Raw genomic sequence first — 25,568 nt, forward strand, 5'->3', positions numbered from 1 at the left:
CCGTCTACACGAAGGAGCACTATGTCCAACGAACAGTCGACCATTTCCGTATCCCGCGTCATCGACGCACCGGCAGGGGACATCTTCCACCTGCTCTCCAACCCTGAGCGGCACCACGAGCTGGACGGTTCGGGCATGGTGGTTTCGGATGAGAAGACCGACCGCATCGCCAAGGTCGGCGATGTGTTCACCATGAACATGAACAACTCCAAGATGGGTGAGTACAAGACGGACAACCACGTCACAGGCTTCGACCACAACAAGCTCCTGGCCTGGAAGACCGCCGTCGCGGGCACGGAGCCCGCTGGTTGGGAATGGATGTGGGAGCTGGCTTCCATGGGTCCGGATTCCACCGAAGTGACCCTGACCTATGACTGGAGCAAGGTCACGGACAAGGAGACCCTGAAAAAGGTGTCCTTCCCGATGGTCAGCAAGGAAGAGCTGGAAGCCTCGCTGAACAAGCTCGCGGCTGCGGTTTCCGGCTCCTAACCCCCGCCGAGAGGCCAGTTACGGCTCTTATGAGGCGTGAAACGAGCCGTAACTGGCCTCTCGAATGACGACGGCGGCCGGTTCCCTTTCCGGAGAAGGGAGCCGGCCGCCGCCGTTGTGTTTGGTGCGGTTTAGCCCGCGGACCAGCCGCCGTCAGAGGGCAGGATGGCGCCGTTGATGTTCACGGAGTCATCGCTGAGCAGGAACGTGATGGAGGCTGCCAGGTCCTCGGCGGAGGCCAGGCCGGGAATCATCACGCGGGCCGGCGTCAGGCGGGCCTCGCCGTACTCGGAGGTCTTGCCGCCCATCGGAATGCCGGTGGCAACGCCGCCCGGAGCAACCGCGTTGATGCGTATTCCTTCCTTGGCATACATGAAGGCGGCGCTCTTGGTGATGCCAACAACTGCGTGCTTGGAGGCCGTGTAAGCCACACCCGAGGCGGAACCGCGCAGGCCTGCTTCGGAGGTGACGTTCACGATCGTGCCCTTGCGGGCCTCCAGCATGCCGGGAAGCACGGCGCGGGTCAGGCGCACCAGGCCGTCCACATTCACGGCAAAGATCTTCTGCCACATGGCGTCGGAGACCTCGTGCAGGGGGCTGAAGTCGTCATTGATGCCGGCGACGTTGGCCAGGCCGTCGACCTGTCCGCCGGCTGCAGCGATGATCCGGTCCACGGCGTCGAGGTCCGTGAGGTCGGCGGCTACCGGGACAATGGCGTCACCAAGTTCTTCGGCCAGTTCCTTGATCTTCGTTTCGGCGATGTCCACGGCAATCACCCTGCCGCCTTCGCGGGCGATCCGGGACGCGGTCGCCCGGCCGATGCCGGAGCCGGCGCCGGTGACGATCACGGTCTTGTTCTCGAAGCGGCCCGGAACGGTGGGAAGCGCAGTCTCTTCGAGCTCCGGCATGACGCCGCCATTGGCCGCCTTCACCATTTCATCGACCGCTGCCTGGGGCATCTGGCCCTGGCTCAGGTCCACGAGCTGCTGGAGCTTCAGTGCCTTGGCCGGGCCGAGGGAAGCTTCGTCGCTTCCGGTCTGGGCCAGGAAGCCGCGCAGGACCGGGCCGCCCACGGGGTGGTTGAGCCATTCCTCGATCGTGTTGCGGGCTGTTAGGGGTGTAGTGGACATAGAGGGTAGTCCTTTCGTCGGTGCGGCCGGGGTACAGGCCGCACGTGGTTACACGTGTAAGTAACGCGTGTAAGGTCAGATTAGCTCAATACCGGGGCCCCATCGCAAGAACCGCGGGATCCCGGTCCGTGAAACGAAAGGCTGGGCGCTCAATGGCATCACGGGTGACGTCGGAGGACGTGGCACGGGTTGCAGGGGTCTCCCGGGCCACCGTCAGCTACGTCCTCAACGGACGTTCCGGGCAGAGCATCTCGGAGGCTACCCGAGAACGCGTCCTTGCTGCCGCACAGGAGCTGGGATACTCACCGTCGACGGCTGCCCGCACGCTCCGCCGCGGGCGCAGCGACCTGGTTCTGATGCTGCTGCCGCCCGAACCCCTGGGACGTGCCCTCGCGATGGTGCTGGACAGCGCCTCGGAATATGTTGAACAGGCCGGTCTGCGCCTCATTGCGCACCGGCTGCCCGACGGAGGTGCGGCCGCCCCGCTGGTCCGGTCACTCGTTCCCGCGGCGCTGATTGTGGCGACACCCTTGAATGCCGAGGACCTGGATTCGCTGCAGGCCAGCGGTGTGCCCATGGCGTCGCTGCAGCAGGACCACGCGGATCCGCTGGGAGCGGACCTGGGGATCGGCGCCATGCAGGTGCAGTACCTGTCCTCCGCCGGACACCGCCGCATTGGCGTTGCCCTGCCGGCCGGCCCCGGCTACCAGTGGCGCGCGGACGCCCGGCTGGCGGCCATCCAGGAGGCCTGCTCCCGAAATGGTTTGCTGCCGCCTGCCGTCGAGCGGATTGGCCTTGATCCGGCGGCTGCAGCCGCGGCCATTGGCCGGTGGCGCCAGGCAGGCATACCCGTGACCGGGGTCTGTGCCTTTGACGATGAATACGCGTTTGCGCTGTTGGCTGGACTGTCCATGCTCAACCTGTCTGCGCCGTCGGACCTGGCTGTGGTCGGTGCAGAGGACATTCCGCTCGCCCGGCTGGCTATCCCCCCGCTGACCACCGTCAGCGTGCATGCACGCAGGATCGGGGTCCTCTTTGCGCAGTTGGCAACTGCGTCGCTGGTGCCCACCGATAGTTCCGCCGGCCTCACAGCGGAACCGGCGGAGAGCCTGCCCCCCGTGACCCTGGTCCTCCGCTCTTCCGCGTAGGAGTCGGCTCCGGTTGGCAGGAAACCGGCGGGTTCGCAGTTCTGCTGCCGGTTACAACCGGCAGCAGAACCTGCAAACGGCAGCAGGCCTTAGTTCTCCCGCGCGCGGTAGAGCTGCATCTGCCGGTAGCGCCGGCCCAGGGATTCACGCCTCGGCTGGGACGGAGCGTCCTCCGGCTCGGCCGTCAGGTCGATGTGCTTCTTGCCGAACCTCCAGAGCAGAAGGTCGTCCAGCAGGCGGTCCGGTCCCGGAGAGTAGCGGTGGTCCAAGGCCGCGCGGACCTTGGTGATGGCCTCGGCCTGGAGCAGCCCGGCCAGGTCCATGGTGGTTTTCAGGCCATGCGCCGCCAGCAGTTCCGCGGCCCAGCCCCAGTCGTCACCGGCCTTGCGGTTCACATGGGGCAGCAGGGTCATCCAGACATGCCGGATCCGGTTGGGAGTCAGCGGCGCCGCCCCCTCACCCTCGTCGTCCCAGAAACCAGTGACCGCCTCATAGCGTTCGTGCAGCTCAGCGAACTCGTTCTCCACAGTCTCCAGCATGGCGGCCGTGGCAATGAACTGCCGGTCGAAGTACGGGCTCCAGGCCCGCGGATCCCCGGCTTTGAACCGGATGTCGTGCTCAATTTCAGACCACGCATGAGCGAGCACAGTGCGGATCTGCACCTCGAAAAGGTAACTGCCGTTGGGTTTTTGCGCCGGTTCGAGCAGGCGGTGGAACTTGCGCACCGTCTCGTTCTGGATGGTGCGCAGGATCAGGTGCCGGCTGGAGTAGCCGTAGGTTCCGGACTCGATCGAGCCGATGTCTTTCTCCCGGTCCCCCCGGCAGTCGAACTCGGCCCGCTGGCGTTTGATCAGGTTCGCTGCCTCATCCACCTCGTGCGGCAGGGTCATGATGACGCGCACGCCTACCAAGTCGGTCAGGTTCCGCAGCGGATCCGGGAAAAGCAGGCTCGGCACTTCGTCCGGGTTCTCGGAGGGCAGCGTGCGGGAGGCCTTGTCCCGGAACGACTCCACCGATTTGGTCCGGGAAGCGATGAACAGCGGCTTCACCGGGGTGTCCTCGAACACGGCCCGCAGGCTGGCTTCCATTTCCGCCGTCACGGATTCCAGTGCCGGGCGCACCCGGGCATACTCGTCCGTGCTGGCCTGGACCACCGGGCGCAGCCGGTCATCCAGGGTGTCCCACGCGCTCACTTCTGTCCTTTCGCAGTTTCTGCCAGCCTAGGGCACGCCGCAGACACTGGACGGTCCGGCGGCGGTTAGGCTCATCTCCAGATTAGGACGACGGCGGCCCGCCGCGTGCAGGCAGCCGCAGGCACCTCTCCCTGACGAAGGACCATCCATGCCACAGCGGTTCACTTACGGCAGCCATCCTGAACAGTTCGGCGAGCTGACACTTCCGCCGGGAGGCCAGCCTGTCCGTGGAACCGTGGTCATCATCCACGGCGGATACTGGCGTTCAACGTACTCGCTGGAACTGGGCCGGCCGCTGGCCGCGGACCTGGCGGGGCGGGGATGGGCTGCCATGAACCTGGAGTACCGCCGCGCGGGAAACGGCGGCGGCTGGCCGCAGACCTTCGCTGACATTGGCGCCGGCATCGATGCGCTGGCGGCCCTTCCCGAACCCGGGGGCACCGGCCTGTCGGGACCGGTGATCGCCCTGGGGCATTCCGCCGGCGGGCAGCTGGCGGTCTGGGCGGCGGGACGGCAGGCGCCCCGGGTGGCGCTGGACGCCGTCGTCAGCCAGTCCGGGGTGCTGGATCTGCGCCGTGCCCACGAGCTGGGACTGAGCAGCGGGGCAGTGGAGAACTTCCTGGGCGCGGGCTCGGAAGAAGACCCGGAGCGCTGGCAGGCGGCCGACCCGGTCCGGTCCGTGCCGGTGCCGGTGCCGGTGTTCGCCCTGCACGGCAAGGAGGACGCAACAGTGCCCCTGGAACTGGCCGAGTCCTACGTCAGGGCTGCGCATGCGGCGGGCGGATCCGCGGAGCTGCGCCTCATTCCCGGGGACCACTTTGAGATGATCACCCCGGGAACGGCGGGCTGGGAGGAGGTGCTGCGTGCGCTCGACGACGCGGCTGAAGCGAATCCCGGCTAGCGCCGCCCGTGCCGCAATCGGTAGGTTGAGGGCGTGATCACAGTCATTGGCGAAGCCCTCATCGACGAAGTCCTCAGTGATACCGCGCCCCGCCGGTCCCACCCGGGCGGCAGTCCGCTCAACGTCGCGGTGGGAGTGGCCAGGCTGGGCCGGCCGGTGCAGTTCGTTGGCCGGTACGGCAGTGACGCCCACGGCGTGCTGATCGCCGAGCACCTGAGGAACAACTCGGTCCTCACCGCCCTGCCGGCGGATGACCGGCCCACCAGCGTTGCCACGGCGACCCTGGATCCAGCCGGCGGAGCAAGGTACACCTTCGACCTGGAGTGGGCGCTGCCCGGCCTGGCGGAGAAGCTGCCGCGGCTGCTCGAGGGAACCACGCTGCTGCACACCGGCTCTATTGCCACCATGCTCTCCCCGGGGGCGCACGAGGTGCTCGCCGCCGTCGAACGCGCGCATCCGCAGGCCACCATCACCTTTGATCCGAACTGCCGGCCGACCATCATCACTGATGTGTCATATGCGCGGGAGCAGGCGGAAAAGTTCGTCCGCCTGGCCGACGTCGTGAAGGCCTCCGACGAGGACCTCGCCTGGCTCTACCCGGACCAGTCTGCCCAGGACGCGGCCCGGGCATGGCTCGGCATGGGGCCGGCGGTGGTGGTCGTGACGCGCGGTTCCCGCGGACCCTGGGGCGTGGCTGCGTCCGGGAGCTGTGAGGTGCCGGCGCCCGCCGTCGCCGTCGCTGACACCGTTGGAGCAGGAGACTCTTTTATGTCGGCGCTGATTGCCGGGCTTATGGACCGCAATTACGACGGCGCTGCCCGCCGCCCGGAGCTGCGGAAGATAGGCGTCGGGGACCTCGAAGCCATCCTCGCCTATGCCGCACGGGCGGCAGCCATGACCGTGTCCCGTCCTGGTGCAGACCCGCCCCGGCGGGATGAGCTGTTCTAGGAGAGCGCCCGGTTCCACAAGGGACCGCCGAACCGCGGCTGGCGGCAGGGGCGTGCATTCCCGCTAATCTGGAAGCTGATGGAAAGGCGGGGCATGCGGCTGGTAGCAAGTGACCTGGACGGAACGATAGTTGGCCGGGACAACCGGATCAGTGACCGGACCGTCAACGCGTTCCGCAAGTGCGCCGACGCCGGCATCAAGATTGTCTTTGTCACCGGCCGGCCGCCGCGCTGGCTGGGCCCGATCCGCGACCAGCTGGGCCACACCGGCACGGTCATCTGTTCCAACGGGGCAATCCTCTATGACCTCAAGGCCGCGCGGGTGACGTGGTCCAGGGCCCTCGGGCTGGACGGTATGTTCCAGGCTGCAGGGATCATCCGCCGCCTTTATCCCGCCGTGCGGTTCGCCGCCGAAACCGTGGAAGGTTTCCACCTGGAGCCAGGGTTTTTACAGGACGGCGGTGCTGACCTGCTGGGGGAAGTCGCCCCCGCACCGCTGGTCCAGTCGCTGGGGCCGGGAAGCCGAGTGGTGAAGTTCCTCGCCCGGGTCCAGGACGTCCATCCGGACGAATTCCTCCGGACGGTCCAGCCCGAGGTGGCGCATCTGGTTTCCACCACCCATTCAGCCCCGTCGGTTCCGCTGCTGGAAATGTCCGCTCCCGGCCTGGACAAGGCCGTGACGCTGGCGGAGTACGCCGCTTCCCTGCAGATTGAGGCGGCGGACGTCGTCGCTTTCGGTGACATGCCCAACGATTTGGGGATGCTGGGCTGGGCCGGACGGGGTTACGCCATGGCCTCCGGACATCCTGCCGTGCGTGCTGCCGCGGCCCGCACCGCGCCGCCGTTCGAGGAGGACGGCGTAGCCCAGGTGCTTGAGGACCTGCTGAGCGGCCGGTAGCGCTACGGCGCCGGAACGTTCCGCAGCCGGCGGGCGTGCAGCAGCTGGTGGACCGTTATGAGGATGGCCAGCCAGGCGAGTCCCAGGAACCAGGCCACCAGCACGTCCGTCAGCCAGTGATGTCCCAGGTAGACCCGGCTCAGCCCCACGGCCGCAATGAATCCGGCGGCCAGCACCAGCGTGATGATCCTGGCCCACCGGGAGTCCAGATAGAGGAACAGCAGATACGCAACCGTTCCGGTTACCACCATGGAGTTCAGTGAATGCCCGCTGGGAAAGGACGCGGAGTACTCATACGGCGGAACGGCGTCGGAAAGCGCTGGCCGGGACCGTCCCACCAGGGCCTTGCCTGCGATGGTCATCAGCAGGGAACCCGCAGCAGCTGAGGCGGTAAGGATCAGGGGAGTCCAGCTGCGCTGCCACCGGCACAGCACGGCCACTGCGGCTGCGGCCAGGAGCGGCAGTCCGATGGTCCCGCCAAGGTTGGTCAGCCAGGTCACCGCGGTGTCCAGTCCCGGCGAACGGATGGACTGCGCGGCAGTGAGCACCGGCTGGTCCAGGGCTGCCACACCGTCCTCCTCCGCGACGGCGTCGTATACGCCTCCCGCCAGCAGGGCCAGCAGCAGGGCCGGCACCAGGCCGGCAGTCAAGGTGAGGAGCAGGACTCCGTGCTTCCCCAGCGCCTGGGCAGCACGGGAGACTTGGTGCTGGAGCCGGGCGGCAGGGGCGTCGCTCATGGTCCCAGTATGCCAAGCCGGTGGCCCAGCCAATCCAGGTTGCCGGCGAGCCCTTCCTTCCACACCTGCCAGGAGTGCCCGCCGGGCAGTTCCTGCAGCTGTATGTCCATGCCCGCGGCCTGGGCTGCGTCATAGACCTGCCGGCCCTCCCCTTTGTACACGCCGTCGTCCTTTCCGATGACCACTATTCCTGCAGTATCCGGAAAGGACTGCTGTTTGAGCACGTCCAGGGCGTTCTGCGCCGCGAAGGCTCCGGCGTCGCCCCCAAAGTAGGTATTGAGCAGTGACTGCATTCCGCCGGGAATCGTTGGTTCGTTCTCTCCGGCTATGTCGATGAACGTTGGGAAGGTTTCGGGAAAGTTCACGGCCAGCTGCAGGGCACAGGTTCCGCCGTAGGAGTAGCCCGCAGCGGCCCACTGCCGCGGGCCGCTGAGTCCGGCCGAAAGGTTTTCCTGAATCCAGCGGGGCACATCCTCAGCGAGATAAGTGGCTCCGCGGCCCTGTTTCGAATCAAGGCAAAGCGACCAGTTGGAGTTGGATCCGCCGGAGAGATCGGGAATGACGACGACGGGTGCCAGCCCGTGATGCTGCGCCGCGAAATCGTCCATCACCTGCTGGAGCTGGCCGCCCGCGAACCAGTCAGCAGGCCCGCCTGGCTGCCCGTGCAGGGCAAGCAGCACCGGAAGGTTCTGTGCGTGGGGCGTACCCAGGTAGGCGGGCGGCAGGTACACCAGGCTGGGCCCGGCGGCGTACCCGGAGCCGGACTCAGGGATCGGCACCTTATAGACGCCGCCCTCCGAGGGCATGTCCGACGGCGGCGTCCAGTTCGCTTCCGTGCTTGGCGTCGTGTCCTGCCCCGGAACCGCTTTCCGAAGAGGTACCTCGCCGCTCGATTCTCCGGGCCGCTCCACCAGGGACTGGATCGTGGGGTACTGCCCGTAGGCAACGTTTGCGGCTGATGCCGAACCAAGCAGCACGGCGGCGGTGGAAAGCACCGTCAGGATCCGCGCGGTGACGCCGCGGCTGAGCCGCCAGCGCGGGACCACAAGCAGTACAGCGAGTATTCCTGCAGCGGAATACAGGTACAGATACCGCGGAAACGAGGCATTCCACCAGGACAGCAGCAGCTCGGCGGCCACGAACAGCCCTACGGTTCCCGCCAGGGCGCCCATGAGCGCCAACGGAACCACCCGGGTGACATACCGCGGCGGCCCGGCGCACAGCCAGCACAGCCCGAGCACTCCCAGAGCGAAGGCTGCGAGAGGGACTGCTCCCGTAGTCAGCGCCAGGTTCATCGCTGCGGGCCTATGATCCTGCGGGCGATCGTGAGCGTCTGGCCCATGGACACGTGTGGCAGGTAGGCCCGGGCCAGCGCGTTCGCTATCGCCGGCAGGGACGCGGAATCAAGGTAGGTCATGTAGAGCGGAACGTACTGCGGCTGGAACTTGGCCTTGTAGGCCAGCAGGGAGCGGAAACCGTAAACCGGTTCCAGGGTGGCTCCCAGCCGGTCCATCAACCACTCAAGCGCAGGAGGCGTCGCAGCGGTCCGCCGCCCCGCGGTGTCTGCCCCGGTCCCGGCAGCGGTTCCGGCCCCGGATGCTGCCGGGGAGGAGGCCTCGTTCCGGGCCAGGGGTGCACCGGAGAGGCTCAGGAGGCGGCAGCCTTCATCCTGCAGGGACAGTGCTGCCGAAGCGATGAGGAAATCCATGGCCACAGGAAATCCCTGTGCGCGCCGGCGCATAAAATCCAGCGTCCAGCCGATGATTTGCCCGTCCCGGTAGATTGGCAGCCAGGAGGTCACTCCATGCACCGTACGGTCCTGGTCGACGGCCAGCAGAAGCCGTACGCCGTCGTCGTCAAGCTCTTCGATCCCGCCGAGGGTGAAACCCATTTCCGGCATCTTCTTATCCGCCACCCACTCCTCGGATATGGCGTTGATTTGGTCCAGGACGGACAGCGGAGCGGTGCGGTAAGTGCTCCACTCGGCACGGATCCCGGCCTTCCTGGCACGGTTGAACGCTGTCCGCACGTCCTGGAACCGCCTGCCCCGGAACTCGAGCGACCCCAGCGGAAGCAGTGTCTCCTCCGCGACCTGCAGGTCGGTGTGGCCCAGCCCGGCCGCTGCGTCCCGTGTTGCTTCATTCACTGAGTAGAAGCAGGCCGTCACCCCGGCGTCGGTGCAGTAGGCGGCGAAGCCCTCCACGCTGCGGTTCAGTTCCTCCGCTGGGCCAACGGGGTCTCCCACGGTCAGGGCCACGCCGGAATTCAGGCGGTAAGCCACATAGGAGCGGCCCGTGGGGGAGAACCAGTAGGAATTCCCGCTCCACAGAGTCATCCACGCCATGGTGCTGCCGCCGCTGGAGGCCAGCAGGCCCCTGGCCCGTTCCTCATCCGCAGCGAACCGGCTGTACGCCGGTTCAAGGAACGAACGCAGGAGCAGCACGCAGGTCAGCGCCCAGAACGCCACGCCCACGCCTTCATACAGAATGATGGCGGGAACGGACTCCGGAAGCAGCTGCGGCGGGGCCGAGATGATCTCGAAGACCGGAAGGAAGCGAAGCGGCAGATCCGCCAGCAGCGTTGGCAGGCTGGCCTGCGGGGTGAAGCCCGTGCGCAGCACCAGCCCGCCGGCCACCCAGAGAGCGGCCAGCAGTGCCCCTGCCGTGACGCAGACCAGGAACAGCTGCCGGTAAGTGCCCGGCGGGGCTGACACGGCAAACAGGCGGCGGCCGGTGGCGGCCAGCAGCACGAAGATGAGCAGCGGCAGCAGCATGGGAAGCACCAGCGCCAGGGGCTGCACGCGTCCGTCCACTCCGTACACGCCGCCGGTGTGGCCGGCCAGGAAGAAACCCGTATGGACGGCCGCGGTCAGGGTCATGAGCCCCTGCAGGACCAGCGCACCGATCCAGGCGGACCTGCGCCCGCGACGAAGTCCGGCGGCGAAGACGACGAGCAGTACCTGCGGCAGTACAGCGAGGAAAAAGCCCGCCAGTCCGGCGCTCTGCTCCAACTTGGCAGTCCGGCATTCCGCCTGCATGCCCGGATCGGCACAGATGGTGGTGAGTGCCACCGGATCCAGCGTCTCGGCGTTGGTGAACAGGTAGGCCAGGACGGCCAGGGGTCCGACGGCGCGAACGTTCAGGGCGGCGATGACCGGCCCCACCGCGGTAGCCACCACGGCCAGGGCAACCAGCACCCGGGCCTCGCGGCGGCTGGAAACCAGGCTCCGGGGCAAGCGCGGCCGCCGCCCGAACAGATATGGTCCCCACAGCCCGCCTGCCAGTGCCGCCGCCAGGGCCACCACATCACGCAGTGCACCGGAGTACAGCGCCAGCACCACCAGCAGGGTAAACAGGAGCAGCCTTACCCTGCGGCGCCAGAGGGTTCCAACTCCGGCGGAAGCAGCGGCGGCGACCCCGCAGAACACCGCCACCGGCCCCAGGAAGGTATCCGTGCTGAGCTCACGTCCCCAGTTCTCAAAGGCGCCCCGCAGGGCGGCCGCAAAGCCAATGCCGGCCAACGCGCCGGTCACCTGTGTTCCCACTGCTGCGGCCAGGAAGCGCAGGCTTCCCAGCAGCCGTTCCGCCGGAAGGCCCACCACCAGGGCAAGGACCGTCCCGCCGATGTACCCGGCCAGTCCGTTGGCCCACAGGGCCGAGAGCACCAGTGCAGGCCAGTGGCCGGGCAGCGTATGGACTGACACGCTCACCCACCCAAGCAGGGGATTTTCCGGACCCCGCAGGATTGAAGAGGTCAGGATGCCCAGGAACCAGAACAGGGTGAGGAAGACGAGGGTCACCGGCGACTTCGCCAGGGCGCCGCGCAGGCCGTCCGCAGGCCAGCGGAGGTAGCGTCCCGCCGTCCGCCGGGCAGAACCGTGCTGCATGCGGCCACCTCCATGGCTTACCGGCGCGGTGGGCGAAGGTGCCGTCCCCCGGGTGCAGCCAGTCTAATTCCGGCAGTGCTTCCGCGGACCCGCCAGCAGTGCAAGTCGGCCTGCGGCAGGCGATAAAGTACAGCTTGTGAGCGCACCCCTGCCGTACTTCACCCCGCCTTTCCTGCCGCAGCACTCAGGCGCCGCGGCCCCGCTGGGCCTATCCCACCGGGGTTTCAGCCCAGCCGGACTGGAAAACACCATGGCAGCCTTCCAAGCCGCGGTGGACCTGGGTTTCGGGTACCTGGAAACCGATGTCCGGACCACCAGTGACGGGGTGCTCATGGCCTTCCATGATGAGACCCTGGACCGCGTCACGGACGGATCAGGCCCGATCAGTGCCCGTAGCCTGCGTGAACTGCGCGGGGTCCGGGTGGGCGGCACCGAGCCGATCCCCACGCTGGAGGAGGTCCTGGTCCGGTGGCCGGACGTGCGCCTGAACGTGGACATCAAGGACGCTGCGGGAGCAGGGGCACTGGCCGCCTTGATCGAAAAGCACCAGGCACATGACCGGGTGCTGGTGACCTCCTTCTCCGACCGGAGGCGGCTGGATTGCCTGCGCCGGCTTTCCCGTCCAGCGGCTTCCTCCGCCGGTTCCGGCGGCACCGCTGCGATGCTGCTGCTCTCTCCGCTGGGACTGGGCGGACTGGTCGCACGGCTGGGCCGGTTTGGCTGCGTGCAGGTCCCGCTGAACTTCCGCGGAATTCCGGTGGTCCGCCCTGCCTTCCTGCGGCGCTGCCACCGCGCCGGCATCCAGGTGCATGTCTGGACCGTCAACACCCGCCCGCTGATGGAAGGCCTGCTGGACCTTGGAGTGGACGGCCTCGTTTCGGACCGTGCGGACCTGCTCTCCCAGGTGCTCTCTGCGCGCGGCGCCTGGCCGCAGGGTTCCGGAAGCGCCTAGCTGTCTCAGTACACCTAGCCCAGGGGGTCTGCGGGAGCGGCGTTGGCTGCCGAGCGCAGTTCGGCGATGCGGAGCCTAAGGAAAATGATCAGCAGGACCAGCGCCCAGACGGAGAGTACCGCCACCGCGACAATCACCAGCACGTACAGAATTGCAAAGACCGCACCCACGCCTGAAACAGCCATCATTTTCTCTTCCCCCATCGTCTGGACTTCCGGCGCCCGCCGGACCTGCCGGAAGTCTATAGGTCCTGTGCAAACGCACCGCGCAGTGCGGCCGGGCTGAAGCCGGGCGCTGGAGCTGTGCCGCCGGCTGCAATCGCTGGCAGGATGTAGTCCATGCGCGTGCTCATAGCCCCGGACAAGTTCAAAGGCAGCCTCACCGCCGAAGAGGCCGCTGCGGCCATGGCCCAGGGGGTGCTCTCCGTCTACCCGGACGCCGACGTCACCCGAATTCCCGTCGCCGACGGCGGGGAAGGCACCCTCGAAGCCGCCCTCGCCGCCGGAGCGGAGGAACGCACCGCGCGGGTCCGGGGTCCGCTTGGCCGCGAGGTCACCGCGGTTTGGGCGATGGACGGCACGACGGCGGTCCTGGAAACTGCACGCTCCTCCGGCCTGATGCTCGTGGAACCGTCCGTGCAGACGTCCCTGGCGGCGTCGAGCTTTGGCAGCGGTGAACTGATCACGGCGGCGCTCGACGCCGGCGCCCGGGAGATCATCCTGGGTATCGGCGGATCAGCAATGACCGACGGCGGCTCCGGCGCCCTGACCGCCCTGGGCCTGCGGATCCTTGACGCTGCGGGTGACCCGGTTCCCCCGGGCGGCGCAGGACTCGCACTGGCCGCCGCCGTCGACGCCTCGGGCCTGGACCCGCGGGTGAAGGACACCCGCATCCGGATCGCCGCGGACGTCACCAACCCGCTGACCGGCCACAACGGTGCCGCCCACGTCTTCGGCGCGCAAAAAGGCGCGGATTCCTCCGCCCGGCTGCTGCTGGACGAGGCGCTGGGAAACTGGGCCGGGGTCCTCAAGGAAGCGACCGGCGTTGACGTCGACGTTCCCGGTGCCGGTGCGGCCGGCGGGTTCCCCTCCGGGTTCCTGGCTTTCACGAAGGCGCAGATTGAACCGGGTTTTGAACTCATTGCCGGCCTCGTGGGGCTGGTGCAGGCACTGGACCAGGCGGACCTGGTGCTCTCCGGGGAAGGCTCGATCGATGAGCAGTCCCGGTACGGGAAGGCGCCGCTGGAGGTGGCTCGCCTGGCGGCTGCCCGGGGCATCCCGGTGGTGCTGGTGGCCGGAGCCATCACGCTGAGCCCGAAAGTTCTTGCCGAGTACGGCGTCGAGGCTGCGGTGAGTGTGCTGGACCTGGCGCAGGGGCCGGAAGACGCGATGGCGCGGGCAGAGTTCTACGTTGCCCGCGCCACGCAGGCGGCCCTTGAAGGGGCCTAGGCTCCCGAACGGTTCCTAGCCGAGGCTGGAAGGCTTGGAACCGACATCTTCCTGCGGTTCGTCCGGCACGGTGCCGCGCCAGCGGGCAATCGCCATCATGCCGTGGTAGATCACCAGGGTCGCTGCAGTGCCCAGGGCGATGCCTTCGAAGGTCAGGCCCGCGACGTTCCAGGTGTAGTTGGCGATTCCGACCACCAGGGCGACGCCGGCCACGGAGAGGTTGATCGGGTTGGAGAAGTTCACCCGGTTGTCGACCCAGATGCGGACACCGAGGATGCCGATCATGCCGTAGAGCACGACGCCGGCCCCGCCGAGCACGCCCGGGGGAATGGTCGCGATGAGCGCCCCGAACTTCGGGAACAGGCTGAGCAGGACAGCGGTGATGCCGGCGACCCAGTAGGCCGCGGTGGAGTACACGCGGGAGGCAGCCATGACGCCGATGTTCTCCGCGTAAGTGGTGGTACCCGAACCGCCGCCGGCTCCGGCGAGGACCGTGGCAACGCCGTCGGCCATCAGCGCGCGTCCGGTGTACGGGTCCAGGTCGCGGCCGGTCATTGCGGCCACGGACTTCACGTGGCCGATGTTTTCGGCAACCAGCACCAGGACAACAGGGACGAACAGTCCAATGACGTTGAAGTGGAAGGTCGGGGCCATGAACTCCGGCAGGCCGAACCAGGCGGCGTCGTTGATCGTGGAGAAGTCGACTTCGCCCTGGATCACGGCCGCTGCGTAGCCGGCCAGGACGCCGACCAGGATGGACAGGCGGCCGATCAGGCCCTTGAACAGCACTGTCGTCAACAGGATCACGACGACGGTAACCGTTGCCGTAATAGGTCCGGCCTCGTAGTTGGTCCGGGTGGTGGGCGCCAGGTTCAGGCCGATCAGTGCCACGATCGCGCCGGTGACGGTGGGCGGCATCAGGACCTGGATCCAGCGGGTGCCGGCCAGCTGGGCGGCGAGGCCGATCAGGAACAGGGTGGCGCCGGCCATGATGATACCGCCCAGGGCGCCGCCGGGTCCATGCTGGTTTACCGCAGCGGCGATCGGCGCAATGAAGGCGAAGGAGGAGCCCAGGTAGCTGGGCACCTTGCCCGCGGTGATGATCAGGAACAGGATCGTCCCGACGCCGGAGAAGAAGAGGGTGGTGGCGGGCGGAAACCCGGTCAGGAGGGGTACCAGGAACGTTGCGCCGAACATGGCTACAACGTGCTGGGCGCCGATGCCGATGGTCCGCGGCCAGCTGAGCCTTTCATCCGGAGCGACGAATGAGCCGGGAGTAACTGTCCGGCCGTTCCCGTGGAGTTTCCAGTCTGTGCCGAGCCTGCTCATGCGTGTGCCTTCCAAAGGGACATTGGGGGATTGATTCGTGGAGAATGTTACCGGCGGGGCTTCTGTGCCACGCTATGTTGCACGCACGACCAATTTTACCGGGAAAGCTGTGAGGCCGAAGGCGGCCTGTGACGGACGGAATACACGTGGGAATGACAGTTTCGGGACGAACGGTCCTCATTACCGGCGCTGCCATGGGCATGGGGCTCCTGTACGCCGAACGGGCGGTGCGCGAAGGTGCCCGGGAGGTCCTGCTCTGGGACCGCAACACGGTAGCGCTCGAGGCGGCGGCTGCGCGGCTGCGCGGCCTCGGCTCGTCGACCGTGCGTTCCTGGAGCCTTGACGTCTCTTCGCTGGCTGAGGTCACCGAAGCCGCCCAGGCCGTCCTGGCTGAGGCCGGCACTCCGGACATCCTGATCAACAACGCCGGAATAGTCCGCGGCAAGTATTTCTGGGAGCACTCGGACGCCGACATAGACGCCGTGATGGACGTGAATTCGCTGGCCCCCATGCATATCACCCGGGCCTTCCTGCCGGGCATGATCGACCGCCGGACCCCGGCACGGATCCTGAATGTCGCTTCCGCTTCCGGAACGCTGTCCGTTCCGAAGATGAGCGTTTACACGGCCTCGAAGTGGGCCGTGATCGGGTGGAGCGATTCGCTGCGGCTGGAGCTGGAAGAGGCCGGTCACGGGCACGTGCAGGTGACCACGCTGATCCCGAGCTACATCAAGACCGGCATGTTCGAAGGCGCCCGCGGCCCGCTGATGACTCCCCTGATGGAACCCGAATATGTGGTGGACAAGGCCTGGAAGGCGCTGCTGGACGGCAAGGCCCGCGTGCAGCTGCCCTGGACCGTTCCGCTGGGAAGCGCCCTGCGCGGACTGCTGCCGCAGCCGGTTTGGGACGTTGTGGCCGGCAGGGTTTTCAAGGTCTACCAGTCCATGGACCATTTCACCGGCCGTCCGGCGGCGGGTTCAGCCCCTGCGGGTCAGGGCACCCGAACCGGAGGCGACGCGTGAGCGCGGATCTGGCTTCTGCCGAGGCGGGCATGGGGGCCATCCCCGAGCAGGTCGCAGCCGTCCGGAAGACCTACGACTCCGGCCGGACCCGGGAGCTGGCCTGGCGCCGCGGGCAGCTGCAGGCCATGCTGCGGCTGCTTTCCGAGCGGGAAGAAGAGCTGGCTGCTGCGCTGCACGCCGACCTGGGTAAGAACGCGCTCGAAAGCTACCTCACCGAAGTGTCGATCACACGCTCCGAAGTGGAGTACACCTTGAAGCACCTGGCGGCGTGGACCCGGAGCCGCAAGGTACCCGTCCCGCTGGGCCTGCAGCCGGCGTCGGCGCGCACTGAACCCCAGCCGCTCGGCGTCGTGCTCATCATTTCGCCGTGGAACTATCCCGTCCAGCTCCTGCTGGCGCCGCTGATCGGAGCCCTGGCAGCAGGCAACGCCGCGGTGCTCAAGCCCAGCGAACTGGCCCCGGCCACGTCCGCAGCCCTGGCCAGGATCCTGCCGCACTACCTGGACCCGGAGGCCGTAGTGGTCATTGAAGGCGCCCAGGAGGAATCCGAGGCGCTGCTGAAGGAACGCTTCGACCACATCTTCTTCACCGGCGGGGAACGGGTCGGGAAAGCCGTTATGCGCGCGGCGGCGGAACACCTGACACCGGTCACCCTGGAACTCGGCGGCAAGTCTCCCGCCGTCGTCCTGGACGGCAACCTGGCCGCCGTCGCCCGCCGCCTGGTCTACGGCAAGCTGATGAATGCCGGGCAGACCTGCGTCGCGCCGGACTACGTGCTGGCCACCGGGGACGTGGCACCGAAACTGGTGGCAGCCCTGGGCAAGGCCATCCGGGAATTCGTGGGCAAGGACCCGTCCCGCAGCCCGGACTTCGGACGGATCATCAATGAACGGCACTTCGACCGGCTCACGGCCTACCTTTCCGACGGCACCGTGGCATCAGGAGGGCGCAGCGACCGGCAGGCCCTGTACCTGGAGCCAACGGTCCTGACCGGCGTCGCGCTTGAATCCCCGGTGATGCAGGAGGAAATCTTCGGGCCGATCCTGCCGGTCATCACTGTCCCGGACCTGGACGCTGCCATGGACATCATCAACTCCCGGCCCTCGCCGCTGGCGTCGTACCTGTTCACTTCTTCAGCCGCCAACCAGCGGAAGTTTGAACAAGGAGTCCGTGCCGGCAGCGTGAACCACAACGCGGCAATCGTGCAGCTGGCCGTTCCGGAGCTGCCGTTTGGCGGCGCGGGTGCCAGCGGCATGGGCGCCTATCACGGCAAGCATTCCTTCGACACGTTCAGCCAGCTGCGTCCGGTCTTCTCCAAGGGCACACTGCTGGACACCCTGCGGGTGGCGTATCCGCCGTACAACGGGTTCAAGTCCCGGATCCTGCGCCGCCTGCTCTAGCTCGGTGCGATGGACCTAGGAGATCACGGCGTCCACGATCGCCTTGGCCTCCTCCTGGACCTTCCGCAGGTGCTCCTCGCCCTTGAAGGACTCGGCGTAGATTTTGTACACGTCCTCAGTGCCTGACGGCCGAGCCGCGAACCAGGCGTTCTCGGTGGTGACCTTCAGGCCACCCACGGCAGCACCGTTTCCGGGCGCCTCGGTTAGGCGTGCGGTGATCTCCTCGCCGGCCAGGGTCGTGGCGGTGACGTCCGACGGCGCCAGCTTGGACAGCGCTGCCTTCTGGTCGCGGGTGGCCGGAGCATCCACACGGGCGTAGACGGGGTCCCCGAAGCGGTTCGTGAGTTCGCGGTAATGCTGCGACGGCGTCTTCTGAGTGGCTGCGGTGATTTCCGAGGCGAGCAGGGCCAGCAGGATGCCGTCCTTGTCCGTGGTCCAGGCGGTGCCGTCCAGGCGCAGGAAGGAGGCGCCGGCGGATTCTTCCCCGCCGAAGGCCACTTCGCCGGAAAGCAGGCCCGGAACGAACCACTTGAAGCCCACGGGAACCTCCATGAGCCGGCGGCCCAGGCTGTCCGTGACCCGGTCGATCATCGAGGAGGAGACCAGGGTCTTGCCGACCATGGCATCGCTGCGCCAGCCGGACCGGTTCGCGTAAAGGTACTCGACGGCCGCGGCGAGGTAGTGGTTGGGATTCATCAGTCCGGCGTCCGGGGTGACGATTCCGTGGCGGTCGGCATCGGCGTCGTTGCCGGTGGCGATGTCGTACTGGCCGGCCTGCGAGATCAGGGATGCCATCGCGTTCGGAGAGGAGCAGTCCATGCGGATCTTCTCGTCCCAGTCCAGGGTCATGAAACCGAACTGCGGGTCAACGCTCGGGTTGACCACGGTCAGGTTCAGGCCGTACTGCTCGCCGATGGCGCCCCAGTAATCCACGGATGCGCCGCCCATGGGATCCGCACCGATGTGCAGGCCGGAGGAGGCGATGACGTCCATGTTCAGGACGGAACCGAGGTCGGCGACGTAGTGCTGCAGGAAGTCATAGGAGCCCACGGAATCCGCCAGGCGGGCCTGCCCCAGGGGAATCCGCTTTACCCCGCGCAGCCCGTCCTCGAGCAGTTCGTTGGCCCGGTTGGCGATCCACGATGTGGTGTCCGAGTCCGCCGGCCCGCCCGAGGGCGGGTTGTACTTGAAGCCGCCGTCGGCCGGAGGGTTGTGCGACGGGGTAATCACGATCCCGTCCGCCTGGTCCGTGCGCGACGCGTTGTGTGTGAGGATCGCGTGGCTCAGCGCCGGCGTCGGCGTGTAACCGGTGCGCGCGTCGATCAGCACCTCGACGCCGTTGCCGGCCAATACTTCCAGTGCGGTGTTCTGTGCCGGCTCTGACAGTGCGTGGGTGTCCTTGCCCATGAACAGCGGGCCGGTGATGCCCTGTCCGGTGCGGTATTCCACAATCGCCTGGGTGATGGCAGCGATGTGCGGCTCGTTGAAGGAACCCTTCAGTGAAGTCCCGCGGTGGCCGGACGTTCCGAAAGCGACACGCTGCCCCGGGTCGTCCAGATCTGGTGCGACGTCGAAATAGGCGTCCAGCAGTCCCGTCAGGTCAACGAGGTCGGATGGTTGGGCAGGTGTTCCGGCGCGGTTAGACATAGACCCAAGCATGCCAAAGATTCGGATGATCCGGCAGGCATCTGCCTTCCGTGCCGTCCTCTCCGGTTCCCGCCGCCCACGCGAGAGGCCAGTTACGGCTGGTTTGAGCGTTCAAAACAGCCGCAACTGGCCTCTCGGCGGAATGGAAAGGGGGACGAGGGTTACTGGAGCATTGTCCGGTCGTCCAGGCCGCCCTTGATCTTCTCGAACTCGTGCAGCAGGTCCGGTACGGTCATGGCGCTCTTCTGGGCGCTGTCCAGGTCCAGGATGATCCTGCCTTCATGCATCATGATCAGCCGGGTGCCCAGGTCCAGGGCCTGCTGCATGTTGTGAGTGACCATCAGTGTGGTCAGGTTGTGGCGGGCCACGATCTCCCCGGTGAGGCGGGAAACCAGGGCAGCACGCTGCGGGTCCAGGGCAGCGGTGTGCTCGTCCAGCAGCAGGATCTTCGGCTCGCTGAACGTCGCCATCAGCAGGGACAGCGCCTGGCGCTGACCGCCGGAGAGCAGGCCGACCTTGGCCTTGAGCCGGTTCTCCAGCCCGAGTTCCAGGGACTTGAGCTCCTCGCGGAACAGCTCGCGCTTCTTCGGGGAAACACCCCAGCCCAGGCCGCGGCGCTTGCCCCGTTCGTAGGCGATGGACATGTTCTGCTCAATGCTCAGCTGCGGGGCGGAACCGGCCATGGGGTCCTGGAACACCCGGCCAATGAACCTGGCCCGCTGGTAGTCGGCCAGCTTCGTGACGTTCTTGCCGTCGATGAGCACCGATCCGGTGTCCGGACGGAGCTTGCCGGAGACCATGTTCAGCAGTGTCGATTTTCCGGCGCCGTTGGATCCGATGACGGTGATGAACTCCCCGGCGTGCAGTTCCAGGTCGATTTGTGCCAGGGCCACACGTTCGTTGACGGTGCCGGCGAAGAAGGTCTTCTGTACGTTGTCGATTTTCAGCATTGTTCTGCTTTCCGGCCTAGCTGGCTGTGGTGGCGTTGGACTTGCGCAGGCTGCTGAAGGTGGGCAGCCGGCGGAACAGTTTCCACTGCGGCAGGATGAGTGCGAGCACCACCAGCACTGCGGAAATCAGCTTCATGTCGTTGGGCTCGAAGCCGAGGTCCAGCGCCAGGGCAATCACGATGCGGTAGACAACCGCGCCAAGGACCACGGCCAGGGTGGAGACCACGATCAGGCGGCTGCCGAAGATGGCCTGCCCGATAATGACCGAGGCCAGGCCCACAAGGATCAGGCCGATGCCCATGCCGATGTCAGCGAAGCCCTGGTACTGCGCCACGAAGGCACCGCACAGACCGACGAAACCGTTGGAAAGTGCCAGGCCGAGGATCTTCATCCGGTCCGTGCTGACGCCAAAGCTGCTGACCATTTCCTGGTTGTCGCCGGTGGCCTGCATGGCCAGGCCGAGGTCGGTGTGCAGGAACCAGTCGAGGAAGAGCTTCACCCCGAGGGCCAGCAGCGCGAACAGGGCAATGGCGACGGCGCCGCCCAGATAGCCGTTTTCACGCAGCGGGGTGATGAGGGTGTCCTCGCGGAGCAGGGAAAGGTTGGACGTTCCCATAATCCGCAGGTTGATGGAGTAGAGGGCAATCATCGTGAGAATGCCGGCCAGCAGGCCGTTGATCTTGCCCTTGGTGTGCAGCAGGCCGGTGACGCAGCCGGCCACGAGGCCGGCTCCGAACGCGGCTGCCGTGGCGGCCAGGGGCGGAACCCCGTTGGTGATGGAAATGGCCGCCACGGCTGCGCCGGTGGTGAAGCTGCCATCCACGGTAAGGTCCGGAAAATCCAGGATCCGGAAGGTGAGGTAAACGCCCAGGGCCATAACGGCGTAGATAAGCCCCAGTTCAACAGCAGTGATCATGGAAGTTCTGTTCCTTACAGCAGGGTGGGAAAGGCAGCTTCGAGGATTACTCGATGACCTTGTCGGCCTTTTCGAGCATCGACGCGGGAATCTCGATGCCCATGTTGGCGGCTGCGGTCTTGTTGACCACGAGCTGCACTTCATCCAGGGTTTCAATCGGCATGGTGGCCGGGTCGGCGTCCTCTTCCAGGATCTTGATGGCCATCAGGCCGGTCTGGTAGCCGAGTGCTTCGTAGTCGATGCCCCAGGTGGCAACGCCGCCGGCCTCGACGGCACCGGCGTCGCCGGTGACCAGCGGAATCTTTTTGGTCTCGGCGATCTGGACCACGGAGTCCAGTGCTGCCACCACATTGTTGTCGGTGGGGATGTAGAAGGCGTCAACGTCCAGGGACTCAGCGGCCTGCTGCACCTCAGCGGTGTTGCTTACAGCCGCGAGCTTCAGCTCCAGGCCGAGCTCCTTGGCTGCTTCCTGGGCCAGTTCGATCTGCACCTCGGAGTTGACTTCGCCGGAGCTGTAGACGATCCCAACGGTCTTGGCATCGGGAGCCAGTTCCTTGATCAGCCCGAGCTGGTCTGCGACCGGGTTGAGGTCGCTGGTTCCGGTGAGGTTGGCGCCGGGGGCGTCCCAGGAATCGACCAGTCCTGCTTCTTCCGGTTCGGTGACCGCGGTGATGAGGATGGGAGTATCCGTGATGGCCTGTGCGGCGGCCTGAGCCGTCGGGGTGGCGATTGCCAGCACCAAATCGAGGTCGTCCGAGGCGAACTTTGAGGCAATCGAGGTGGCAGTTGCCTGCTCACCGGCTGCGTTCTGCTCGTCGTAGGTGATGTTCTCGCCCTCGGTGTACCCGTTTTCCGCCAGGGCCCGCTTGAACCCTTCCTTGGCGGAGGTGAGCGCATCGTGTTCGACGATCTGCGTGATGCCGACCTTGATCATTTCGGAATCGCCGGCTTCAGCGTCGGCGCCGCAGGCGGTGACTGCGAGTGATGCACTCAGCAGAAGGGCCCCCAGTGCCCCTGTCGTAGAACGCTTCATCGTTGCCCTTTCAATGCGCTGCCCAGCGGCGGACGGCGCCGGGGGCAGGGTGACGTGGTGCCGGGCTTCCCTGGCCCGTTCCTCGGGGGCCGACGTCGGCGTCGTTCCGGAGGATGCACGGGTGTCGTTTCGCACCGGCTGGTTTACCGATACTAACTGTGAGGACAGTCACATTGTCTAATGGTTACGTCACTGCGAAGACAATTGTTCCGGGAACGGCGCTCTCCGGCGACGAACCTGCACCAGATAGGGAGGTCCGCCGTCATAGTGTCTAGTGCGGGCAGACGCTTCGAGGGTATGACCGGATAGCAAAAAGTGCCCGTTTGGTAACCAAGCGGGCACTTTTTGTATCGATTTATAAAATTGTTAGCGAACGCCGCCCATGAGCTTTTTGATCGCCGGAGCGAACGCCGCGAGAATGATGCCGAGTGCGATGGCAGTGAGGCCCAGGAAGGAGAAGTAGCCGACTTCGGTCTCCCGGTTATAGAACTGTGCGAGCCAGCCCGAAAGCGTGCTGCCCAGGGATACCGACAGGTAGAACAGGGCCACCATCTGGGTGGGGAACGCCGCCGGAGCGAGCTTGGTCGCCGCGGAAAGCCCCGTGGGGGACAGTGTCAGTTCCGCGAACGTGAAGAGCAGCAGGATGCCTGCCAGGGCAAGAAGCGGCGTGCTGGCGGGGCCGCCGCCGGAGAACGGGATGAACGCCAGGAACGCGAGTCCCATGACGGCCAGCCCCATGCCGAACTTCAGCGGTGTGCCGGGCTGGCGTGTGCCCATCTTGGTCCACATGCTGGCGAAAATCGCGGCGAACACGATGATGAACACCGGGTTGATGGACTGGACGAAGCTCGGCGGCATCTCCCAGCCGAACAGGTCAAGGTTCAGTGAGGTATCCGCATAAAGCGCGACGACGGTGAACTGCTGCTGGAACAGGGCCCAGAAGGCCGTGCTGGCAACAAAGAGCGGCATGAAAGAGAAGACCCGCTTGCGCTCGATGGCGCTGACCCGCTTACTCGACAGGATCACCACGAAGTACGCGATGGCAGAGAGCAGCGCCACCACGGCCATCAGGGCAACAAGGTTCTGGCTGTTGATCAGGCCGAAGGCAATTGCGGCGCCGACGGCGGCGAGGACGAGTACGGCAAGGCCGCCGACGCGGGCGAACTGGGCTTTGGGCAGCGGGTTGGCCACCAGGTGGGCGGACTCGGGCAGGTACTTCCGGGTGGCGGCGTACTGTGCCAGGCCGATACCCATGCCTACCGCGGCCAGGCCAAAGCCGACGTGGAAGCCGAAGGAATCCCACAGCAGGCCGGTCAGGATCGGGCCGATGAGGGCGCCGATGTTGATGCCCATGTAGAAAATGGAGAAGCCTGCATCACGCCGCTCGTCGGTCTTTTCGTACAACGAGCCGACCAGTGCGGTGGCATTTGCCTTCAAGCCGCCCGAACCGAGTGCGATGAGGACCAATCCGATGGCCAGGCCCGCGTAGCCGGGAACCAGCGACAGGGAGATGTGGCCGATCATCACGATCATGGCCGAGTAGAAGAGTGTCCGTTCCGAGCCGAGGATACGGTCCGCGAGCCAGGCTCCGGCGATGGAAGAGAGGTACACGCCGCCGCCGTAGGCTCCGACGAGGCCGGCTGCGACTCCTTCGTCCATGCCCAGGCCGCCGTCTGTGACGGAGTAGTACATGTAGTAGAGCAGGATTCCCTGCATGCCGTAGAACGAGAACCGCTCCCAGAGCTCAACGCTGAAAAGGTTCGCGAGCATGCGGGGGTGGCCGAAGAACGCCTTGCGTGCCGGCAGTGCGGCAGCGGGTTCGGTAGTGGTGGGACTTGGACTCATTGTCCAATAATCCCAAAGGGCCAAGGGGCCCTAACGGCACATTTCCGCCAAAACCGGGGTGATCCGTGGAAGAACAATCAAGGGTCTGTGACAGGTATCACCGTGTCATGGCCAGTTTTGTCCACATGCTGGACAAAACTGCCGATCATTAAGCGTCGTGCTGTTAGTGGGCCTCAAGCTGCGCCGCCACGGAAAGCAGCTCTGCTTCCGCTCCAGGACGCCCGATGAGCTGGATGCCCATCCACAGTCCGTCCGCATTCCGGTAGGTGGGCACTGTGATGGCGGGAAGGCCGCACACATTCACCATGGAGGTGAACGGAGAATACTGGCACTGCAGGGCGTAATCTTCGTCGGCGTCGCCGGTCCAGTACCAGCCGATGGGACGCGGCGTCATGCCCAGTGCCGGTGTGAGCACCATGTCCCACTGCGAATACTGGGAGATGGTGTCCTCCTCGAAACCGCGCAGGATGTCGACGGCGGCGGCCAAGTCTGCTGCGGACCGCTGCAGGGCCCGGCGCCGCATGGTTGCCGTGAGCGGGGTCAGCAGCTCCTCGGCGCCCGGCGGGAGCGGAATGTTCGCCAGCGGTGCGGTCCAGACCAGGCCGAAGGCATCCGGATACCGCTCGTCATATCGGACCTCGGCTTCGGAGATGTCATGGCCGGCGTTGGTAAGTGCCACGATGCCCGCCTCCAGGGCCAGCCGCGCGTCAGGGTCCAGCCGGATCTCCAGCCGGGACTCAAACGGTGAGCGTGCGCTGACCCCTATGCGGAAGCGGCCCTCGGCGCGCTGTGCGGCCGCCAGGAAACTGCCCGGGACGGCGGGTGCACTCGTGGCGTGGAAGTTCGGCTCGCCGGTCATGGCATCCAGCAGCAGGGCGGCGTCGGCAGCCGTCCTGGCCAGCGGCCCGGCGACCACAAACTGGCCGAGGTCGCGCTGGCCCCCGCCGGAAGGCACCCGTCCGCGGTTCGGCTTGAGGCCGGTCAGGCCGGTCGCCGCTGCCGGGATCCGAACTGACCCGCCGCCGTCGGTGCCAGGCGCAAACGGCAGCATTCCCGCAGCGACCGCAGCCGCGCTGCCTCCGGATGAGCCGCCCGGACTCAGTGAAGGATCGAGGGGATTGCGCGCAGGCTGGCCGATGAGGTTCTCGCTGTAGCTGCTGAGGCCAAACTCGGGCACCTGCGTCTTGCCCAGGCTGATGGCGCCGGCCCGCCGGAGAATGGCGGGAAGCGGGCCGTCCTGCGCCGCGGGTTCGCGCGGTACCGCGGCACTGCCCATGGTGGTGGGAACACCCGCGACGTCGGTGAGGTCCTTGTGCGCCAGCGGCATGCCGTGCAGCAGGCCAAGGTTCCGGCCGCGGGCGTGCTCAACATCGGCCCGTGCAGCTTCGCGGAGGGCCGGCTCGGCGGTGACTTCAACAAAGGAGCCCAGCTCCGGATTCAGCTCGGCGACCCGGCCCAGAAAGTACTCGGCAGCTTCCCGCGCCGATATTTCGCCGGCGGCAAGAGCGTCCCGCAGCGCGACGGCGGTCATGCCGCCCAACTCTCCGGCGGAGGAGTTGGCGCTGTTGCCGGTAGTAGGACCAATGGACATTTGTTACCTCCGGGGCCGGGGCTCTTCGGTTCTCTGGCGGTGCGTCCCACTATAGGCTTGAAGAAAATGTGGGAAAGACCTGACGGCAGGCTATCGCGTGCCTTGT

At 66.5% G+C, this 25,568-nt stretch carries 22 protein-coding genes; 9 read left to right on the forward strand and 13 right to left on the reverse strand.

All coding sequences use genetic code 11. From position 1 onward, the window contains the following. The first annotated feature begins 21 nt into the window (after positions 1-21). Positions 22-489, forward strand: a complete 468-nt coding sequence (locus LOC59_RS14415) for an SRPBCC family protein (RefSeq protein WP_227896476.1) — start codon at positions 22-24, stop codon at positions 487-489. Positions 490-620: 131 nt separating this feature from the next. On the opposite strand, the gene LOC59_RS14420 is transcribed toward LOC59_RS14415, so the two are convergent. Beyond that, entirely contained in the window at positions 621-1,619 is a 999-nt protein-coding gene (locus LOC59_RS14420) for an SDR family NAD(P)-dependent oxidoreductase (protein WP_227915861.1), read from the reverse strand. Positions 1,620-1,771: 152 nt separating this feature from the next. Here LOC59_RS14420 and LOC59_RS14425 point away from each other — a divergent pair, with 152 nt between their 5' ends. Further along, positions 1,772-2,767: a LacI family DNA-binding transcriptional regulator gene (locus tag LOC59_RS14425; protein WP_229972753.1), complete on the forward strand. Its 996-nt coding sequence runs from the start codon at positions 1,772-1,774 to the stop codon at positions 2,765-2,767. A gap of 89 nt (positions 2,768-2,856) precedes the next feature. Here LOC59_RS14425 and LOC59_RS14430 read toward each other — a convergent pair whose 3' ends face one another. Beyond that, complete coding sequence (locus tag LOC59_RS14430; RefSeq protein ID WP_227896479.1) at positions 2,857-3,960, reverse strand: GTP pyrophosphokinase; 1,104 nt, start codon at positions 3,958-3,960, stop codon at positions 2,857-2,859. Between the two features lie 148 nt (positions 3,961-4,108). Here LOC59_RS14430 and LOC59_RS14435 point away from each other — a divergent pair, with 148 nt between their 5' ends. The 3 genes from LOC59_RS14435 (at position 4,109) to LOC59_RS14445 (ending at position 6,706) form a co-directional block, all read left to right on the forward strand. Beyond that, on the forward strand, positions 4,109-4,861 hold the full coding sequence (locus LOC59_RS14435) for an alpha/beta hydrolase family protein (RefSeq protein ID WP_227896480.1): 753 nt from the start codon (positions 4,109-4,111) through the stop codon (positions 4,859-4,861). Between the two features lie 33 nt (positions 4,862-4,894). Further along, complete coding sequence (locus LOC59_RS14440; RefSeq protein WP_227896481.1) at positions 4,895-5,809, forward strand: carbohydrate kinase family protein; 915 nt, start codon at positions 4,895-4,897, stop codon at positions 5,807-5,809. Between the two features lie 93 nt (positions 5,810-5,902). Beyond that, on the forward strand, positions 5,903-6,706 hold the full coding sequence (locus LOC59_RS14445) for an HAD family hydrolase (protein ID WP_227896482.1): 804 nt from the start codon (positions 5,903-5,905) through the stop codon (positions 6,704-6,706). Positions 6,707-6,708: 2 nt separating this feature from the next. On the opposite strand, the gene LOC59_RS14450 is transcribed toward LOC59_RS14445, so the two are convergent. The 3 genes from LOC59_RS14450 to LOC59_RS14460 are packed head-to-tail and all read right to left on the reverse strand — an operon-like array spanning position 6,709 to position 11,329. After that, positions 6,709-7,443, reverse strand: coding sequence for a phosphatase PAP2 family protein (locus LOC59_RS14450; protein WP_227896483.1), 735 nt, complete (start codon positions 7,441-7,443; stop codon positions 6,709-6,711). Further along, complete coding sequence (locus LOC59_RS14455; protein WP_227896484.1) at positions 7,440-8,738, reverse strand: alpha/beta hydrolase; 1,299 nt, start codon at positions 8,736-8,738, stop codon at positions 7,440-7,442. The genes LOC59_RS14450 and LOC59_RS14455 overlap by 4 nt, the downstream gene beginning before the upstream one ends. Beyond that, positions 8,735-11,329, reverse strand: coding sequence for a bifunctional lysylphosphatidylglycerol flippase/synthetase MprF (locus LOC59_RS14460; protein ID WP_229972755.1), 2,595 nt, complete (start codon positions 11,327-11,329; stop codon positions 8,735-8,737). Before LOC59_RS14460 ends, LOC59_RS14455 begins: the two co-directional genes overlap by 4 nt. 136 nt (positions 11,330-11,465) lie before the next feature. Here LOC59_RS14460 and LOC59_RS14465 point away from each other — a divergent pair, with 136 nt between their 5' ends. Continuing rightward, the gene (locus LOC59_RS14465) at positions 11,466-12,281 is read left to right on the forward strand and encodes a glycerophosphodiester phosphodiesterase family protein (protein ID WP_227896486.1); all 816 of its coding nucleotides are present in this window, start codon (positions 11,466-11,468) and stop codon (positions 12,279-12,281) included. A gap of 14 nt (positions 12,282-12,295) precedes the next feature. Here LOC59_RS14465 and LOC59_RS14470 read toward each other — a convergent pair whose 3' ends face one another. Next, complete coding sequence (locus tag LOC59_RS14470) at positions 12,296-12,469, reverse strand: hypothetical protein (RefSeq protein WP_227896487.1); 174 nt, start codon at positions 12,467-12,469, stop codon at positions 12,296-12,298. 150 nt (positions 12,470-12,619) lie between these two features. Here LOC59_RS14470 and LOC59_RS14475 point away from each other — a divergent pair, with 150 nt between their 5' ends. Continuing rightward, complete coding sequence (locus LOC59_RS14475) at positions 12,620-13,729, forward strand: glycerate kinase (RefSeq protein ID WP_227896488.1); 1,110 nt, start codon at positions 12,620-12,622, stop codon at positions 13,727-13,729. Between the two features lie 15 nt (positions 13,730-13,744). On the opposite strand, the gene LOC59_RS14480 is transcribed toward LOC59_RS14475, so the two are convergent. Next, a complete protein-coding gene (locus LOC59_RS14480) occupies positions 13,745-15,058 on the reverse strand; it encodes a uracil-xanthine permease family protein (protein ID WP_227896489.1) in 1,314 nt (437 codons plus the stop codon). A gap of 152 nt (positions 15,059-15,210) precedes the next feature. Here LOC59_RS14480 and LOC59_RS14485 point away from each other — a divergent pair, with 152 nt between their 5' ends. Further along, entirely contained in the window at positions 15,211-16,080 is an 870-nt protein-coding gene (locus tag LOC59_RS14485) for an SDR family NAD(P)-dependent oxidoreductase (protein ID WP_231704560.1), read from the forward strand. Further along, positions 16,077-17,480, forward strand: coding sequence for an aldehyde dehydrogenase family protein (locus LOC59_RS14490; RefSeq protein WP_227896491.1), 1,404 nt, complete (start codon positions 16,077-16,079; stop codon positions 17,478-17,480). The genes LOC59_RS14485 and LOC59_RS14490 overlap by 4 nt, the downstream gene beginning before the upstream one ends. 15 nt (positions 17,481-17,495) lie before the next feature. On the opposite strand, the gene pgm is transcribed toward LOC59_RS14490, so the two are convergent. The 6 genes from pgm to LOC59_RS14520 form a co-directional block, all read right to left on the reverse strand. Beyond that, a complete protein-coding gene (pgm, locus tag LOC59_RS14495) occupies positions 17,496-19,127 on the reverse strand; it encodes a phosphoglucomutase (alpha-D-glucose-1,6-bisphosphate-dependent) (protein ID WP_229972757.1) in 1,632 nt (543 codons plus the stop codon). 161 nt (positions 19,128-19,288) lie between these two features. Then, on the reverse strand, positions 19,289-20,077 hold the full coding sequence (locus tag LOC59_RS14500; RefSeq protein ID WP_227896493.1) for an ABC transporter ATP-binding protein: 789 nt from the start codon (positions 20,075-20,077) through the stop codon (positions 19,289-19,291). A gap of 16 nt (positions 20,078-20,093) precedes the next feature. Then, entirely contained in the window at positions 20,094-20,993 is a 900-nt protein-coding gene (locus tag LOC59_RS14505; RefSeq protein ID WP_227896494.1) for an ABC transporter permease, read from the reverse strand. Between the two features lie 46 nt (positions 20,994-21,039). Further along, entirely contained in the window at positions 21,040-22,161 is a 1,122-nt protein-coding gene (locus tag LOC59_RS14510) for an ABC transporter substrate-binding protein (RefSeq protein ID WP_331460466.1), read from the reverse strand. 231 nt (positions 22,162-22,392) lie between these two features. After that, positions 22,393-23,871, reverse strand: a complete 1,479-nt coding sequence (locus LOC59_RS14515; RefSeq protein WP_229972759.1) for a peptide MFS transporter — start codon at positions 23,869-23,871, stop codon at positions 22,393-22,395. A gap of 163 nt (positions 23,872-24,034) precedes the next feature. After that, the gene (locus LOC59_RS14520) at positions 24,035-25,462 is read right to left on the reverse strand and encodes an amidase (protein WP_229972761.1); all 1,428 of its coding nucleotides are present in this window, start codon (positions 25,460-25,462) and stop codon (positions 24,035-24,037) included. Positions 25,463-25,568 lie beyond the last annotated feature (106 nt).

Source organism: Arthrobacter sp. zg-Y916 (assembly GCF_020907385.1).
GTDB lineage: Bacteria > Actinomycetota > Actinomycetes > Actinomycetales > Micrococcaceae > Arthrobacter_B > Arthrobacter_B caoxuetaonis.